Source organism: Nonomuraea gerenzanensis, assembly GCF_020215645.1.
Classification (GTDB): domain Bacteria; phylum Actinomycetota; class Actinomycetes; order Streptosporangiales; family Streptosporangiaceae; genus Nonomuraea; species Nonomuraea gerenzanensis.
In genome coordinates this window covers 6,652,849-6,670,263 of sequence record NZ_CP084058.1, presented here as the reverse complement: position 1 = coordinate 6,670,263, position 17,415 = coordinate 6,652,849, and the positions used below count along the sequence as shown (strand labels likewise).

The 17,415-nt window shown below is 71.2% G+C and carries 8 protein-coding genes; 2 read left to right on the top strand and 6 right to left on the bottom strand.

The features are described 5' to 3' along the window. Positions 1–28 precede the first annotated feature (28 nt). Together LCN96_RS31200 and kstD are read left to right on the top strand one after the other, a co-directional pair. Positions 29–1,462 carry an N-acetylmuramoyl-L-alanine amidase gene (locus LCN96_RS31200; RefSeq protein ID WP_225265997.1) on the top strand — a complete coding sequence of 478 codons (1,434 nt, stop codon included), beginning with the start codon at positions 29–31 and terminating at the stop codon, positions 1,460–1,462. Positions 1,463–1,623: 161 nt separating this feature from the next. Further along, positions 1,624–3,396, top strand: a complete 1,773-nt coding sequence (gene kstD / locus LCN96_RS31195) for a 3-oxosteroid 1-dehydrogenase (RefSeq protein WP_318528318.1) — start codon at positions 1,624–1,626, stop codon at positions 3,394–3,396. Between the two features lies 1 nt (position 3,397). On the opposite strand, the gene LCN96_RS31190 is transcribed toward kstD, so the two are convergent. From LCN96_RS31190 to LCN96_RS31165, 6 genes are all read right to left on the bottom strand, one after another. Then, positions 3,398–4,285 carry a hypothetical protein gene (locus LCN96_RS31190; protein WP_225265996.1) on the bottom strand — a complete coding sequence of 296 codons (888 nt, stop codon included), beginning with the start codon at positions 4,283–4,285 and terminating at the stop codon, positions 3,398–3,400. Positions 4,286–4,301: 16 nt separating this feature from the next. Continuing rightward, positions 4,302–5,345: a TRAFAC clade GTPase domain-containing protein gene (locus LCN96_RS31185; RefSeq protein WP_225265995.1), complete on the bottom strand. Its 1,044-nt coding sequence runs from the start codon at positions 5,343–5,345 to the stop codon at positions 4,302–4,304. Beyond that, positions 5,342–7,543: a hypothetical protein gene (locus LCN96_RS31180; protein WP_225265994.1), complete on the bottom strand. Its 2,202-nt coding sequence runs from the start codon at positions 7,541–7,543 to the stop codon at positions 5,342–5,344. The genes LCN96_RS31185 and LCN96_RS31180 overlap by 4 nt, the downstream gene beginning before the upstream one ends. Next, positions 7,540–10,083 carry a CHAT domain-containing protein gene (locus LCN96_RS31175; protein ID WP_225265993.1) on the bottom strand — a complete coding sequence of 848 codons (2,544 nt, stop codon included), beginning with the start codon at positions 10,081–10,083 and terminating at the stop codon, positions 7,540–7,542. The genes LCN96_RS31180 and LCN96_RS31175 overlap by 4 nt, the downstream gene beginning before the upstream one ends. Next, on the bottom strand, positions 10,080–14,756 hold the full coding sequence (locus LCN96_RS31170; RefSeq protein ID WP_225265992.1) for a CHAT domain-containing tetratricopeptide repeat protein: 4,677 nt from the start codon (positions 14,754–14,756) through the stop codon (positions 10,080–10,082). Before LCN96_RS31170 ends, LCN96_RS31175 begins: the two co-directional genes overlap by 4 nt. 100 nt (positions 14,757–14,856) lie before the next feature. After that, the gene (locus LCN96_RS31165) at positions 14,857–17,397 is read right to left on the bottom strand and encodes a caspase family protein (RefSeq protein WP_225265991.1); all 2,541 of its coding nucleotides are present in this window, start codon (positions 17,395–17,397) and stop codon (positions 14,857–14,859) included. Positions 17,398–17,415: the final 18 nt, after the last annotated feature.

Here is a 17,415-nt window from a genome sequence, read left to right as displayed (position 1 = left end):
AACAGAGACTGCTGAGGAGAGAAACACTGTGCGTGCCCAACTGTGCCGCTCGGCCGCGCTGCTGGCCGGCGTGCTGATGCCCGCCACGCTGCTGATGAGCGGCCCGGCAGCCGCGGCGTCCGCCGACGGCCCCGTGGCGGGGGCGTTCGCCGAGGCGGCCGGCACCTACGAGGTGCCGCGCGACCTGCTGGTCTCGCTCGCCTACGCCGAGACCCACCTGGACGGCCACGACGGCGAGCCCAGCGCCAGCGGCGGCTACGGCGTGATGCACCTGGTCGCCTCCCGCACCCTGGAGCGCGCGGCCACGCTCACCGGCGAGCCCGTCGCGGACCTGAAGAGCGACGACGCCGCCAACATCGCGGGCGGCGCCGCCGTGCTGCGCGCCTACGCCGACGAGGCGGGCCTGGACGCCGCCGCCCGCAAGGACCCGGCCCGCTGGTACACGGCCATCGCCCGGTACGGCGGCGCGAGTTCCCCCGACGTGGCCCGCCTGTACGCCGACACCGTCTACGACCTGATGGCGGGGGGCGTGCGCGCCACCACCACGGGCGGCGAGAGCGTCACGGTCAAGCCGCGCGCCGTCGAGCCGGACCGCGGCGCGTACGGCAAGGCCGAGGACCTGGACGGCCCCAGCACGCTGGCCGCCGCGGTGGACTACCCGCAGGCCGCCTGGGTGCCGGCCAACAGCGCCAACTACGCCGTCTCCAGCCGCCCCACCAGCGACGCGATCGACCGCATCGTCATCCACGTGGCCCAGGGCTCCTACGCCGGGACGATCTCCTGGTTCCAGAACCCGGCCGCGAAGGTCAGCTCCCACTACGTCGTGCGCTCCTCCGACGGCGCCGTCACCCAGATGGTCAGGGAGAAGGACCGCGCCTTCCACGCCGGCGACTACAACCGGCGCTCGGTCGGCATCGAGCACGAGGGCTTCGTCAACGACGCCACCTGGTTCACCGACGCCATGTACCGCTCGTCGGCCGCGCTGACCCGCAACATCGCCGACCGGTACGGCATCCCCAAGGACCGCACGCACATCGTCGGCCACAGCCAGGTCCCCGGCACCGACCACACCGACCCGGGTGGCTACTGGAACTGGACCACGTTCATGAACTACGTCACGGGAGGCGGCGGCACCACCAACCCGCACACCCCCGAGTCGGTCTGCGGCACCGGCTACAAGGTGATCGACAGCGCCGCGCTCGGCACGGCCGGCACGGTCTTCCTGCTCTACAACTCGGCCAACGGCAACAACTGCGTGGCCACGATCAAGAAGACCTCGATCGGCCAGGCCACCGCCACCAGCGCGTACCTGGAGGTGCAGGGCAAGACCCGGATCACCGACAGCGGGAGCTTCGCCTACTACGCGGGCCCGGTGCGGGCCGCGGCGGCGGGGCAGTGCGTGAAGTGGGGCGGCAAGGCGGGCACGGCCGTCTACGACAGCCCGTTCGAGCACTGCGGCTAGGCGAGGAAGGGCGGCGGGCGGGTCCGGGCGCGGGAGCCCGGCCCGCCCGTCGCGGCGTGCTCACCGTGCGGCGGCCTCCCAGGGCGCGGCAGGACGGCCGGCAGGCCCGCGCCCGCAGCCGTCCATTGACGAGATAAACAACCAAGCGCATGCTTGGCCTCGTGGCTGACTTGACGAGATCGACGAGCAGTTCGAGCCCTCAGGGCCCCAGCCGCCGCGCTGTGCTGCGCGGGGCCGCCGTGACCGGTGGCGCGCTGGTGGCGGGCGCCGCGCTGGGCAGCGTCCCGGCGCGCGCCGCGATCGAGTACGACGTGGTGGTGATCGGCGCCGGTGCGGCCGGGATGACCGCGGCGCTGACGGCGGCCAGGCGCGGGCTGCGCACCGTCGTGATCGAGAAGGCGCCCACGTTCGGCGGGTCCGCCGCCCGGTCCGGCGCCGGCATCTGGATCCCGAACAACGAGGTCATCCTCGCCGCCGGGGTTCCTGACACCCCGGCCAAGGCCGCCGCCTACCTGGCCCGCGTCGTCGGCGGCACCGTGCCGATCGAGCGCCAGCAGGCGTTCCTGGCCGCCGGACCGGCGATGCTGTCGTTCGTGATGCGCAACAGCCCCCTGCGCTTCCGCTTCATGGACGGCTACTCCGACTACTATCCGGAGCTGCCCGGCGGCATGCCGAACGGCCGCTCCATCGAGCCCGCGCAGCTCGACGGCAACCTGCTCGGCGCCGAGCTGGCCCGGCTGAACGGCCCGTACATCCCCACCCCCGCCGGCATGGTGGTCCACAGCGCCGACTACAAGTGGCTCACGCTGGCCGCCGTCAACCCCAAGGGCCTGGAGGTGAGCGCCGCGTGCCTGCTGCGGGGCACCGAGGCCGCGCTGCGCGGCGAGAAGCCGCTGACCATGGGCCAGTCGCTGGCCGCCGGCCTGCGCGCCGGGCTGCTGGCCGCCGGCGTCCCCGTGCTGCTGAACACCCCCATGCTCGACCTGATCGTGGAGTCCGGCCGCGTCACCGGCGTCAGCACCCCCTCCGGCCCCGTCAGTGCCAGGCGCGGCGTGATCATCGGATCGGGCGGGTTCGAGCACAACGCGGCCATGCGCGCCCGCTTCCAGCGCCAGCCCATCGGCACGAGCTGGACCGTGGGCGCCGAGGCGAACACCGGCGACGGCATCGCGGCCGGCGAGCGGGCCGGCGCCGCGCTCGACCTGATGGACGACGCCTGGTGGGGCCCGTCCATCCCGCTGCCCGGCGAGCCGTACTTCTGCCTGGCCGAGCGCACCCTGCCCGGCTGCATCCTGGTCAACGGCAACGGCGTGCGCTTCGTCAACGAGGGCGCCCCCTACAGCGACGTCGTCCACGTCATGTACGACCGCAACAGCGCCACCGCCCCGCACATCCCCGCCTGGCTGATCGTCGACCAGCACTACCGCAACAAGTACCTCTTCCGCGACGTCGCGCCGCTGCTGCCGCTGCCCGCCTCCTGGTTCGCCGGCGGCGCCGCCTACAAGGCCTGGTCCATCGAGCAGCTCGCGCAGCAGATCGGCGTGCCCCAGGCCGCGCTGCGCGGCACGGTCAGCCGGTTCAACGGGTTCGCGGCCACCGGCAGGGACCTGGACTTCAGGCGCGGCGACAGCGCCTACGACCGCTACTACGCCGACCCCCTGGTCAGGCCGAACCCGTGCCTGGCCCCGCTGTGGCTGCCGCCCTTCTACGCGTTCCGCATCGTGCCCGGCGACCTCGGCACCAAGGGCGGGATGCGGACGGACGCCCGCGCGCGGGTGCTGCGCGCGGACGGCTCCGTCATCCCCGGCCTGTACGCTGCCGGCAACGCCAGCGGGGCCGTCATGGGGCACAGTTACGCCGGGTCAGGCTCGACCATCGGGCCCGCCATGACGTTCGGCTACGTGGCCGCCAACGACCTCGCCGACACCGGTTGAGCTACCTGCCGGTGGTCGAGGGCGGGCTCCGGGGCGTGCTCGCCGTCGGGCTGGTGGTCGGGTTCGGCGGCGGCGGGTCCCACCTCGGCAGGTTCACCACGATCGCGGCGACGACCATCGCCAACGCGACCAGACCGAGGAACAGAGAGATGCCGAGCCGGTTCCTGAGATCCCTGAGCTGGCTGAAGAGGCTCTGCTCCGCAGGCCCCCGCTCGTCGGGCAGGATGTCGACCAGCACCCGCCATGCTCCCAGTGCCTCGGACTGACGTCGGCTGAGGACGCGTGTGCGCAGGACCAGCAGCGTGCCGGACAGCCGGTCCAGCGTCCCTTGGCTGTGGAGTGCCGCGAGTTCGCCGGCCACCCGCTCGCGCGCCGTCTCCGTGTCATCGTCGATGCGGGGTCTGCGCGTGAGCGGCGTATCGGGTGACGTGTACCCGCCCTTGACGTCCTCCAGCATGTCGTTCCAATCCTCCGGCTCCAGCGTGAAGCCGGTCCCGCCGTCCGAGCCGTAGATCACTGGCAGCCGGTCGGAGAGGTCGCCGCGCAGGGCCGCGCAGGCGACGGCGAGGATGGCGCCGCTGCCGTCATCGGTCCCGCCGGGAAGCCGGTCTGAGCTGTCGTGGGTACAGCCGAGCACGTTGACCCTGATGGCGCGTTTGCGTGAGTCGACCGGGCGACCGGCCGGGATGAGGCCTGTGATCAGCAGGAGCAGTCCTTCGCTCCGGAACCGGTACAGCAGGAGCCCAGGTCTCTCGTCGTCGAGCAGGGTGAGGAACGACGAGCCCTTCCGCCACCCTTTCTCGAGGAGCCGCAGCGCCTTCAGGTTTTCGTGCCCGACGGGCAGCCACCGGTAGTCCTCCGTGGCGCCCGGCCCGCGCGTCTGCACCAACCAGCGGGCACCCATGTCATTGCCCGTCCAGGTAGGGATGGCTCTGCAGGACGCCGAAGCCGTCGTCGCTCTTGCAGCCGGCGGCGAACTCCCGTGCGGCCTCGACCATGGCCGCGTCCGTCCCCATGGCACGTTCCCACCACGCCCGCATGACGCCGCGGTGGTCGCTGTCGCGATACTTGTTCACCACGAACCGCAGCGCGTACCGCAGGAGTTGGTCGGTGTGGAGCGGCGCGTACCGCGCGCCGACGGCCTTCACCCGGAATTCGAAGACGGGGTTGCGGTGTTGCGGGTCCTCCTCCAGCCGGTGGAACACCACCGCGCCCACCGTCTGCACGGGGGTGATCACGCACCCCACACGCTCGCGGAGCTCTCCGGATCCGATGTAGTCGAGCAGCGTCCGATACTCTTCGACTATTTTGGCCCTGAGCTCCTGTGCGCCGGGTGGTTTCTCCACGTAGGTCTCACATTTGAGTGGGGCCAGAATGATCAGCCGATCCATTCTCGCCTGCAGCATGCGCTTGATCTCGTCGGTGACGATCTGAGGAATGTTGATGAGGTTGTGATAACGGCCGTTGCGTTCGATGAGCGCGGCGGAGTCGATCGCCACCAGGATGACATGAGCCCGTTCGAGCGCGCGCTGAAGCTTTTCGTCGTCTGAATTATCCGGATTAAGAAGATATTTGCCGGGATAGTCAGTAAATCGCAGTTTGAAGAGCGGGGCACGGCCCTTGCGACCGACGTCGAAGGCGTAGTCCCGCAGCTCGCCGGTGCCTTGAATGCCGCCCTGCACCCGCAGGCCGTCCGCGATGCGCCGGAGGTCCTCGATGTAGCCCTGCAGGCTCACCGAGGTCTTACGGTCAGTGGGTGTCACCTGAAGGTCGGTGGCGCCGATCACCTGCCCGAACCGTTCGTACATCGAGGCCAGCAACGTGGTCTTGCCCACCCCGACCGAGCCCAGCATGGTGACGTCGATGATCGCGTCCTCGCCGTACCGGCCGGTGATCTTCCGCCAAGGGGCGTTGCCGAGGCGCTGCCGCCTGGCTGGCTTCTCGCTCACTTCTCCTCCTCGTGACCCTGGTCGAGGAGCGAGGCCAGAGCCTGTACGGCCTCGTCCCACACTCTCAGATGGCCTGCCTGCTCTGCCAGGGCGGAGAAGGTGTCGCTCCACAGCTCTGCCCTGATGTCCTGGTAGAAGGCACGCCATTCGTCCGTGCTGCCCTCCGCGCGCAGCACGCGGTCGCGGAACTCCTCGACGATGGCGAACACCGCGCCGTTCGGCTCCGTGGTCAGCCCGTCGAGGGCCGTGTCACAGCGGTCCAGTGCCTCCTCGTAGGAGATCCGCAGCATCTCCCGCATGGTCTTCTCATCCACCAGGGTGCCGTCCGACGGCAGTGCCATGGCCGGTGAGTCGCCGTGCAGGCCGTCCAGGCACGGCCGGATGCGGTGCTGAACGAAGCCGCGGTAGTTCAGCTCGAATTCCGTCAGCATGGTGAGCGCGTACTGGATCTCGCTCGGCCGGCCCTGCCGCAGGGTCGGCGGGATCCGCTCCGCCACGTCCAGCAGGAAGAGCCTGCCCTGCCTGCCGCTCAGCGGGGCCAGGCCGCCCGCACGCGCGAGCAGGGCCGCCACGTCCTCGTGCATCTGCCCGACGCATTCGCGCAACCCGTCGTGCAGGCCGAGGAAGTGCCTGGACAGATGGGCACGCGTCTCGTCGAGCAGGTGACTGTAGGCGGCTTGCCGGGTGCCCTCCACGGCGAACCGGGTCCTGATGTCCTCCGGCGCGGGAATGCCGTCGTCACTGCGGGCCAGGGCGAGGACGGCTCGTACGCTCTGGCTGAAAGCCGTGTCACGCAGCCCGCGCTCTTCCCTCAGCCGGTCGACCAACTGGTCAAGCTCGGCCGACAGGCTGGTGTGCGCCTGCTTGAACAGGGACTGGAAGGTGGGGAACCACATGCTCGCCGGCTGGGCGAGCGCGTCGAGCCGGCGCGCCTGGCTGATCAGGAGGGTGATCTGGCGGCCCAGCTCCGCCATGGTCTGCCTGCGCGCCCGCAGCAGCATGCGGTCGAGCTCGCCGACGTGCGTGAGCAGGTAGTCGACCACGGGCTCGAACGCCGTAGCGACGGCCTCGGCGTCGGAGCAGTCCACGATGTCGGTGCCGGCCACTTTGATCGCCGAGCCGGGGATCTGGTCGCGGAACAACCTGGCGTTGTTCAGGTTGTCCTGATCGAGGCTGCGCCGATGGTTGAGCAGCAGGAACGAGCGTTTCTCCATGGGAATGTCCGGCAGCGCGCTCTGTGCCAGGTCGTACAGATCGATGTCGGTGTCCTGGATGGCGTCCCGCTCGGGGGCGGGCCGCCGTACGAACAGCACCACGTCCACGTCGTCGCTGAGCGCGCTCAACAGCAGGCGGGAGTCGCCGAGGTTGGTGTCGCCGAGTCCCGGCAGGTCGATGGTGCCGATGCCACCGAGGTCGTCGTGGGGGAAGGAGGTGGTGATGTGGACGCGGCGCACCGCGCGGAAGGCGTGGTAACGACGGTTCCCGTCTGGATCGTCCTGGGCGACGAACTCGCGGATCTGGTCCGCGGTGATGCGATGCGGGGATGTCGTGCCCAGCCATCGCCGGTATTCGGTCAGCGTGGTACGGAAGGACGACAGATGGGCGTAGGCGCTCTCCTTGCGCGCGATGTCCTCCTGTCCCTCCCGTTCCAGCGGTGGCAGCGGGCCGGCGAAGTCCTCCAGCGACGTCGGGGAGCGGCCGAGGCGGAGGCGCTCGAAGTAGGGCGTCACAACCTCGTGCAGGAAGGACTGCTCGGTGTGGAAGAACACGTCCGCGTACGTGGTGGTCCCAGGCGCGTGCCTGACGACACTTGGCACGCCCGTGCAGAACCCGCCGCTACCGTCGGGGATCTCCCTGGTCGTCAGACCGGTGAGGCTCTGCAGAAGCCTGCTCTTGCCCTGGCCGGCCCGGCCCACGACACCGATGTTCAAGGTGGTCCGGCGGAGCCTGGCCAGGACGCGCTCGAGTTCGGCCCGTTCCCTGCGCACACCCAGCATGAGATCCTTCAGCGGCTCCGCGAGTGCGCTCAACTGGTCCCTCGCGTCGTCCTCGACCCGCGTGACCAGGTCGGCTCTGATGGCCTCCAGGCGGGAGAGCCCTTCGGCCAGGGCAGCCAGCCGCCGCTCCATGCCCTCCGCCGTTGCCGCACTCGTCGCGCGTTGCGCCTGAATGGCGGCGATCTTCGCAGCCCTTGTCATGATCTCCCCCAGTTCTGAGCTCGGATCCCCTGGCCCTCTTGTCGTCGGGCGCCGAGGTAGCACACGAACGCGCCCCAGTTCAGTACCGGCTCTACGGCCGCGTGACGTTCCAGCTGGGCGGTGCGCAAGGCGTCAGCCGGTGGATGCCCCCGGCCCAGCAACTCGTAGAAACGGATCATGAGGTCGCGGGTGGGCAGGTCCGGCACCTTCCACAGGCTCGCCACCACCGCTCCGGCCCCGGATCGCAGGAATGCTGCCCTGAGACTGACGTGACCGTCCACCGCGTCGAGATCCCCGACACCGGTGTCGCACGCCGACAGCACCACCAGCGCGGTGCCTGACAGGTCCAGAGCGCTGACATCCGCCACGGTGAAGATTCCCGTCTCCGCCCCGGGGCCGGGAACGCCGTGCGCCAGCCACCTGTTCGCGCCGGCGAGCGCGAGGCCGCTGCGCAGGCTGGGGTGGCGGCGCAGGTTCGCGAAGCGCCCTGCCAGCTCACTCGTGGTGCCACGCAGGCGGCGATCCGTCTCCCGCACCGCCGCCTCGCTCATGCCGGACAGCACGTAGCCGTGCGTCGCCAGGTGCAGCAGCCGGGGAGATCGCGTCTCGCGCAGCCGCCCCTTCAACGCCTGGTCGCCGCGCAGGACGACGGCTCGCGGCCCGAGCAGCCCGGCGATGCCCTCGGCCTCTCCGGCGGTGCCGTCGAGCGACCCGAAGAGGAAACCCGTCTGCCCGGGCTCCACACTGCCGAGGTCGAAGTCGGGGGCGGCCATGACCAGCTCCGGCCCCGGCTCCGCACCGGGACCGGTGTCCGCCGCCAGATCGTCGGCTGTGACCAGGTAGTCGAGGGCGAACATGGTCAGCAGCGGGCTTCCAGCGGCGTCCACCGGCAGGACGCCGAAAGGCACGTGCAGCAACGGCCCGTCCAGAACCATCCGGACGCGCCGGCAGCCCGCCAGAGCGGGCAGCAGAGGCGCCACCAGCAGCTGAGCCAGGGGCCGGAGATCACCGGCGGAGGCGGCCCGCACGGGCGTCAGATCGCGGAAGGCCGCCGCCCGGTCCGGTCCTTCGAGCGTGACTCTCGCGCGCAGCGCCTCCTGCTCGATCCGTGCCGCTGGTCCCAGGTCGACGACGGCGCTCTGCTCGTCGAGCGGTCCCACCACGAACGCCGCGTACCGTCCTTCGACGCCCATGATGTCCACCAGGCGCTCGTCGGCGGCCAGCGCCCGGCGAGCGGCGGCCATGGCGGTGGACGCCAGCGGCCGGGCCAGCACGCCGGGCCGGCACTCCTGCCACAGGCGCGTCTCCAGCTCGGCCTGCCTGCTCTCCAGGACCGGCAGTTCGGTGACGTGCTCCATCCAGGCCGGCTCGGCTGCCGCCGCGCCCGGCCGCCTGCCCGCGGCCTGGTACCGATCCTGCAGGCGGTGAGCGATCCGCGCCATCACGGCGTTGAGCTCGGCCTCGCCGGGATGACGCCGGCCAGGTAACCGCCAGGGGGACCACAGCAGCTGGGGTAGCCGGCGCCGCCAGGCCGCCACCTCCAGGGCCTCTGCCATCGGGGCCTCCGCCGGGGTTGACCGGCTCGCCGTCCACCATGACAGGTGATGTTCGGCGTACCGGGCGAAGACCGTGATCAAGTCGCGGCGGCGCTGGTCGCCCACCGTCGTGGCCCCGCCCGACTCGAGCCATGCACCGGCGGCGCGCAAGGCTTCGCGCGTGGCGTGCAGAGCGCGCTCGCCGCTCGTGGCCAGGCTGATGGACATCCAGGTGGCCGCCACGTCGGGATGGGCGTCTCCCAGCGCCGCTCGCTGCTCCGCCAGCGCCTTCTCGAACTGCGGCAGGGCGTCTTCGCCGCGTCCGGCCGCCACTCGGGCGCAGGCCACCAGGTAGGTGCCGACCGAATCGTCCCCCAGCGCCTGGGCGGTCAGCACGGCCTGGGCGTAGGCGTCGGCGGCCGTGCCGAGATCACCGGTCAGCTCCGCCAGGTATCCCACCCCCTCCGCGGCCATCAGCCCCCATGTGTCAGGCGGATGCAGCGACCAGATGCGCAGCGACTCCTGGTAGTGAGTCAAGGCCTCCTGGTGTCTTCGCTGCTGCCGCAGCTCTCCCGCGAGCCGGCACTCGGCCGCCGCCACGTCGGGATGGGACGGCCCGCGCAGCTTCCGCAGGAGCCCCAGCCACTCCTCGAGGGTCGTCACGCACTTGGCGGGACGGAGGCGGCGCAGGCATTGGGCGTACGTCCACAGGACCGCGGCCACCAGCTCGTCCTGCCCTCCCCGACCCGCGCGGAGGATGGCGAGCGCCTCGTCGAAGAGCAGCTCGTACGCGAACTCGGTCGCGGATCCGATCTGCCCCGCCATCGACACGGCCCGGGCATGACGCACCAGGGCCGGCACGAGCCCGGGATCACCGGCAGGCAGGCGTTCCCGGCACCAGGCCAGGGCTTCTGCCGTCGCCTGCACGGCTTCGGCGGTGTCCGCCCCGGCCGGCGCGTCATCGGCGAGGGCTCTCAGCACGTCGTAGTTCCCGGCGGACGTCACGATGGTCCTCCCGGGGTGCCCGGATCGCCGTGGCAGACGAACGCGCCCCAGAAGAAGGGCTCCGGATGGCTGCCGCGCAGCTTCGACTGAGCCGCACGCAGCGCGTCCGCCGGGCTGCGCCCCGCCATCAGCTGCTTGTAGAAGATCTCCATCAAGTACCGGGTCTCCGTGTCGGGCACCTGCCACAGGCTCGTCACCACTGTGCGCGCACCGGCGAGGGTGAACGCGCGGCGCAGGCCCAGCACTCCTTCGACGGGATGTTGCGCGCCCAGGGCGGTCTTGCAGGCGGACAGGACGACCAGCCTGGTTCCGTCCAGATCCATCCCCGAGACTTCCTCAGCCGTGAGGATGCCGTCGTCCGCCTCGGCCGGCAGCACGCCGCCGGCAAGCCAGGTGTTGGCCCCGGCCAGTGCGAGCCCGGAGCGCAGGAACGGGCTCGCGCTCGCGTTCGACAGCCGGCCGAGCCCTGTCAGCAGCTCGGCGAGCTCGTCCGTCAGCACCGGCTCCGGCCGGTTCTGACCTTCGGGGCCGGGCAGGGAGAAGCCGTGCGTGGCCAGGTGCAGGATCGCCGGGCGCCGGCACGATCTGACGGTCCCTTCGGTGGCGTCCCTGCCTGTGACGGCCTTGACGCCCAGCAGCTTCGCGACCTCCTCGCCTTCCGCTGCCGCGCCCGGCAGCGCCGCGAACTGCACGTTCAGCCACCGTAGGTCGTGAGCGGCCCGTGATCCCCGGTCCGCCGCCTGTTCCTGGGCCGGGGCGGCGGTGGTCTGCCACCAGAAGTCCGGGTCCGCGACGACCAGCGGCGCCGTGGGCTCCTGTGCCGCCGGTGCCGAGAGCCGGACCAGGTCGCGTGCCGTGCCGAGGTAGCTGATCGCGTACTCGTCGGTGAGGCGCCGGTCCGGGCCGAGGGGGAGCACCTCCCAGGGGAGACGGGACAGATCGCCGTCCGGGCAGAGGAACAGGGTCCGGTCGTCTCCGAGTGCCGTGCGCAACGGATCGAAGACTGCGGATCGCAGCCTCAGACCCGCGTCGAGCTCGCTCTGCGGCGCCGGTGCCGCCACCAGGGGCGGGACGTCACGCGCTTGGTCGGACGGAGGGACAGCCGGAACCTCTCCGGTGCCGGCGGCCGTGATGATCGCCTGCCGGTAGGTCGCCACGAGGCGGTCGATCTCGTCGGCGTCGCCGAGGTCGACCAGCCTGAGACCCGCCTGCGGCCGCAGCACGAACGCCCAGTAGCGGTGCCGGGCCGGGCGCCGGGATGCGCCCGTCTCGGGCGCGGTGTCGGGGAGCACCTGGAAGCGGACGAACTCCACCAGCGCTGAGCCCTCCGCAAGCAGCGCCACGACCTGCTGCCCGCTCACGCTCGCCAGCCGCTGTCCCAGGCGCAGGTGAGGAACGGCGCCGGCCAGCTCTGCCTCCAGCCGCTCCTTGTCCTGGCGCCAGCCGGCGAGAACCTCGCTGTGAGCCTTGCGGCCCTCGGGGCCGGGCCCGCTCAGCGTCGCGCCGGCGACCTTCGCCTGCAACGAGCGTAGCTGCTCCATCTTCGGCCGCAGGTCCGGGTGGTCTTCGTCGTCCATGCTCGCGCGCCAGGCGCGTTGCACCTCGCCGTCGATGCCCTTGCGGCGCAGGACCAGGTCGAAGGCGTCCGCGACCGCCTGGTCCGGCATTCCCGCGGCACCGACCAGGGACAGCAGGACGGACAGGCGCGCGTGCACGTTCTCCAGCAGCTGCAGCCGCTGCCGCTCGGCGGCGATCGTGAACACGTCGAGCAGCAGGCGAGAGGTTCCCTCCTCGGACTGCTGAACCAGGTCGAGGGCGCCACGCGGGTCGTCTGCCCACGCGGTCAGGATCGCCAGGCAGAGCGTGACGGTGACAGAGTCCGGATGCAGAGGGCCGGCGGCCCGTTCGAGGATCGATCGGCTCTGCTCGAAGGCGCGGCGTGCCTCGCCGAGATCGCCGCGAAGGGCGGCCACGTTGCCCAAGCCGGCGAGGCACAGCGCGTCCTCGTGGGTGGCGCTCTCATCACCGTGCGACACCTGCTGCAGCACCCGCTCCGCCTCGTCGAGCCGGCCTTGGCGCGCGTACACCGCGGCGAGAGCCCGGGCGTTGGCCGTGATGTCGGGATGGTGGGACGGCAACTCGTTCCTGAGGATCTCGCCCGACTCGGTGAGCAACGCCTCGGCGCGCTGAGAGTCGCCGGTCTCCTCGTACATGAGGCCGAGATTGCCCAGCGTGCGGGCATGGTCGGGATGCCGTCCTCCCAGAGCCGCCCGCTGGGTCTCCACCGCCTCCTGGCCGAGCCGGATCGCGGTGGGAAGGTCCCTCATCTCCCGATGGACCTCGGCGAGATCGGCTAGTATCTGCGCGCGCACAGCGTCGTCCGGCCGTTCGGCGAGCTGGATCTCCTCGAGCGCGTCACGCAGAGCGGAGATCGCCTGCGGATACCGGGCGAGGTCGATGTGGATCACGCCCAGCACGCCGAGCGCCCTGGCCACGGCGACGTGGTCACGGCCTGGTGCCTGTCTCGCCTGCGTCACCAGGTCGCGCAGCAGCGCCCCCGCGCGGTCACGGTCGCCTGTCCTGTAGACGGCCACGGCCAGGTGGTAGTGGCTCGAGGTCCGCTCGGGCGAGTTCACCTCCAAGCCGTCCGCCAGCCGCCAGGCGGCCTGCGCCGAGCCCAGCGCCGCCGCGAAGTCCGCCCGGCCGAGCAGGCGTACCGTCGTCCGGTTGAGCTCTCGCACCTGGGCGGCCAGGGCGCGGTCGGACGCGCGCGGCGCGGCCCGCAGCAGCCGATCCGCCATCCACGTCTCGAAGCACGGCACGCCGGTGCCTGCACAGTCGAGCAGACCGTGCAGCGCCTCCTGGACGTGCCCCTGGCTCATCCGCCGCTGCGCGGTGTAGAAGAGCAGTTGACAGGCCTTCTCGTCGTCATCGGCCAGCCGCGCGACCTCGTCAGGACCGCTCTGGCCGAGTGTCAAGGCGACGAGCGCCGAGTACCACGGGTCGGCGATCTGCGTGGGCAGCTCCGTGAAGACGGGCTGGGAGATCAGCGCCTCCATGTCGCCGGAGGCGGTGCCCAGCGTCTGGCACATCAGGAACAGTTGCAGGGCCTCGTGTGTCGCCTGACGGGCGTTGAGCTGGATCGCGTCCAGCACGCACGCGCCGTGGTCACCCTCGGCGAAGTCGGCGGCGACGGTGCCGAACAGTCGTTGATCGTCGGGCGACCACTGGCCGGGCGCACCGCCGACGGCTTCCGGGCGCCTCGCCGTCTCCGGCAGGAGCGACTCGAGGACCTGGAACATCGGTGTCAGCTCGGGAAGCGGGTGCGGAGCGGGAATGTCGTCTCCCCATGACGGCTCCGCGCCGGTCAGAATGCGGTGCGGCAGGTCTTCGACGGCCTTGTGCTGACCAGTCGCCTCGTACATCTCGAGCAGCGCGGCGAACGTGGCGAGTGTGTCCGGGTGGAGACGGCCCAGCACGCGTGACTGGATGTCGGCGGCGCGGGTGAGGAGCCGCTCCGCCTCGGCGAAGCGGCCCTGTGCCAGGCGCAGGCGGCCGAGGTCACTCAGCACCTGGGCGAACAGGTGATGATCCGCCCCGAATCGCTCGCGCTGCCGGTCCAGGGCGCGCAGGTGCAGACGCTCCTCAGCCTCGTGATCGCCTCGTGCGCCGCGGACGTTCGCCAGATCGACGAGCGCGGTGGCGCCGAGCCCGGCGTCGTCATCCAGGTCCTCGACTCTGTCGAAAACCTGCTGGAACAGGAGCTCTGCCTCTTCGAGACGTCGTCGCCGCGATGCGATCCGGGCCAGTCCGTGCAGGGCGGCGGCCTGCTCCGCCCGATGTCCTGGCGCCCGGTCCAGGCTGTCGGCCGCCGTCCGGTAGAGCCGGTTCGCCTCGTCGAGGTCGCCGATCCTGTTGTGGAGGTGGGCGCCGATGATCAGGAGTCGCGCCAGCTCAGGATCGTCCTCCCGCAAGTGAGCGGATCCGGTCTCGAGCGCTGTGGGCATCAGCTCCATCGCTTCGGCGAGCCGGTCGGCCTCGGCGAGCGCATGCAGTCGCAGGCGCAGCGCGCGTGTGCGGCGGACGGCGTCCTCGCCCGCGTGCTGGGACGCCTGCCCGGCCTCGTCGACCGCCGCGTCGAACCGGCCCTCGAGGATCGACGTCTGCGCGCGATCGAGGTAGATGTCAGCCCGTTGCCCGGCCAGTTCCGGCTGATCGTCGAGGTCGAGTGCGGCCAGGTCGATCTCGGCGAGTCGGGCCTCCGCGCAGTCCACGCCCTGGCTCAGGCAGTCGAGCAGGCGTTCCCTGGCCGTGGCGAAGTCGCCGACCGTGAGAAGCCTGGCGCCGGCGTAGTAGAGCGCCTGGCAACGCCGCTCGTCGTCCGTCGCGGACCGCCAGACCGTCTCCAGATCGGCCATGCCGAACGTGAGCCGCAGCAGCGCCCTCTCCCAGTGGTCGGGAAGGGAGTACAGGATCGGGAGCCGCTGTGGATCGAGGTCGGCTCCTTGGCCCAGGCGGTAGACGCAGATCGGCAGCAGCTGCCGGAAGACGAGGTGGCCCGGCGGCTCCCAATGGGGGTCGTCGCGTTTGGCGGCTGTGGCGCAGCGTCGGTAGTCCCGGGCCGCGAACGCCGTGAGACATTCGGCGAAACGCTCTTCGTCGGAAACGTTCATGTGTTTCCCCCCTTTTGTCGCCATAATGCGACGGCATTTTCTGCGGGAAAATGCGTTTTCTTGCGTATTGCCAGGCAGAAATCCGGCCGCTACGTAACGATCACACCTTGAGCACCTCGTACCTGAAGGAGAAATCCTGGGCCCGCATGAGGCCGGTGGACGGGTGGTGGCCCAGGCAGAAACCCTCCGCCTGCAGCAGCGACGTGCGATAGAGGCCGATGCTGTCGCCGACCGCTGCCGACAGCAGCTGATAGGCGATGTTGACGATGGTGGCGGTGGCGCCGAGCGCGGTGACCGCTGCCAGGACCTGCGGTGCGGCCATCGCCAGCCCCGCCACGTCGACGGCCGCCTGCTTGAAGTCCATCGATCCCAGGCGTTCGCTCAGCATGTCGCTGAGGTGGAGGCTGTCCTGCCGGTCGCGGGACACCCAGAGCGCCAGGTCGAGGTAGTCGACGGCAGGCCCGTGGTAAAGGAGGAGGTCGTCCAGCGGGAGGCGGTCACCGTCGCGTACGCCGGAGAACCGGACGGTCTCGGCGCGGTACGCGGGCAGCTCTCCATCGGCCCCGGTGAGCACCAACGCGTCGATCCGCACGTCCCCGCCGCGCAGCGCCCGGTTGCGATGGACGACGAGCTCCCCGAGCCGTAGCGCGACCGGGACGGGGCCGCCGCGTGCCCGCCCCTTGTGCGGGATGCGCAGTGAGCGGTCGGGCCGTTGATCGATGAGAAACGAGGCGGTCTCACGGGATACCGCCGGGGCCGGGTGGAGGAGGAAATCGAGGTGCTCGACCGCGTAACGAACCGGACGGGCGTGCTGCTCGGCGGGCAGTTCCCTACTCATGCCGGCCATGGTCCGATGCAGCATGCTCTCGAGCACCGATGAGGTGGGCGTCAGGCTCGCGCGGACGGCGGCCTGGCCCTTCGCGCCACGGGCGGCCGTCTGCTGCAAGGCGGCGAGGTCCTGCTCCCGGTCGGCCACGACGACGAGCAACGACTCCGGGCGGGGTGCGTCCGCCGGCACGTCCTCTGCCCAGGACAGCCGCAGACCGGTCAGTCCCGTGTCGGGCGAGTGCCCGACGGTGTACTCGCTGCCGCCGGCGAGCGGCAGCCCGTACGGATCGGCATTCGTGATGTGCGTGACACCCCCGGTGATGCCCAGGTCGAAGAGCCAGAAGTACAGGGGCCTGTCACCGTCGTTGCGGAGTCGGACGTAGATCGGCTCGCCGGTGTAGCAGACGGCGCCGCCGTCGGGCAGCCGCTCCGGTGCGCCCTCGCTCACCCGTCCCCATTCCACCGTGTACGGGACGAGCAGCTCGCAATCGCCCGCACCGCTGGGCAGGGTGCGCAGAGTCGCGCTGCGCGCCAGCTTGGCCACGTTGCCGACTGTGGCGGCGATGCCCTCAGGGGAGGCGGCCTTGGGGCCGACCAGATCACCGACCTCGTCCCGCAGCCGGATCCGGCCCGGCTCCTGCGAGACCTCGACCGTGCACAGGACCGCGGGGGCCTCGGCCGTGGCGAGGCGGACGTGCGGTGCGGCGTCGAGCGCCGCACGCATGTCGTCCGCCGCGGGACCTGACCCGTGCACCCTGACGGCGTGCCGTGGCAGCTCACGGCGGACCAGACGGGCTCGCATGCGCTGCGGAAGGCCGGCGGGTGGCGAGCCGGAGGTCACGGCGGCGACGGAGGTGGCGCCGGTCACGGTGCTCACGGTCACGTCGGTGAGCACGGAGTCCTGGTCGGTGATGAGGGCATAGCCGTCACCGGGCTCGACGCCGAGGAGGTGCCCCCCGAGGAGCCGGATCCGGCCGTCCGGCAGTCGCTCGGCGTCGAGCAGGTCTTCGTGCGTCTCCTCCCCGAGCTCGAAGGGCAGCCGCCACGGGTTGCCCTCGACGTGCGCGCGCTGGCCGGGAGCCAGGGCGAGCACGCGCTCCTCGGCCCGTTTCATGATCCGCTGCCAGCTCGCCCTCGTGCCGGCTGCCTCGGCCTCCTCTGCCTCCTGCAGGGCGAGGCACAGGGATTCGGTGAAGACGCCCGTGGTGACGCCTTGCGCGTTGGTGTACTCGAAGGCCGTCTGCCAGCGCCGGCACGCGGCCAGGCGCACGGCGAGGGGATTGGCGTCGGCGTGCCGCTGTCCGAGGTCCCACCCCTCGGCGCTCAGCCGGTGCAGGTGCTCGGCGACGACCTCGGCAGGTACCGGATGGGCCAGCGCCTTGGGCCGCAGCCGCGGATCCCTGGACATGCGGGCGGCGTGGCAGGAGTCGATGATGGCGGTGACGTTGGGCGTGACGGAGGTCAGCCGGGCCTGCAACACAGACAGCTCGACGTCGGTGATGCCGTCGAACCCGTTGCCGGCGGTGCCGTAGCCCCAGGGGACGATGAACTGGACGTCGGGCAGGCCGGCCTCGGCCGTGGCGGCGTACATGCCGTGGCCGCTGAAGTAGAAGACGACGGCGTCCTGCTCGCGTACGTCGCGGATCAGCCGCTCGTACGCCCCGATGATCCCCTCCCGCGTGGCCGTGTCGCCCTCGCACCGGCGGATCTCGAACCCCCGGCGGCCGAGCAGATCCGCCATCGCCGCCACGTCGGTCCCCACGCCCGTGAGGCCCTCGGTCTGGGCTCCGGCCAACAGCGCTAGACGTCTCATGCCTTCCTCCAGTCTTGG

What these genes read in the sequence shown, in the direction of transcription:
- LCN96_RS31180 (WP_225265994.1), bottom strand. Translation starts at nt 7,543, where the DNA reads ATGACAAGGGCTGCGAAGATCGCCGCCATTCAGGCGCAACGCGCGACG.
- LCN96_RS31170 (WP_225265992.1), bottom strand. Translation starts at nt 14,756, where the DNA reads ATGAACGTTTCCGACGAAGAGCGTTTCGCCGAATGTCTCACGGCGTTC.
- LCN96_RS31165 (WP_225265991.1), bottom strand. Translation starts at nt 17,397, where the DNA reads ATGAGACGTCTAGCGCTGTTGGCCGGAGCCCAGACCGAGGGCCTCACG.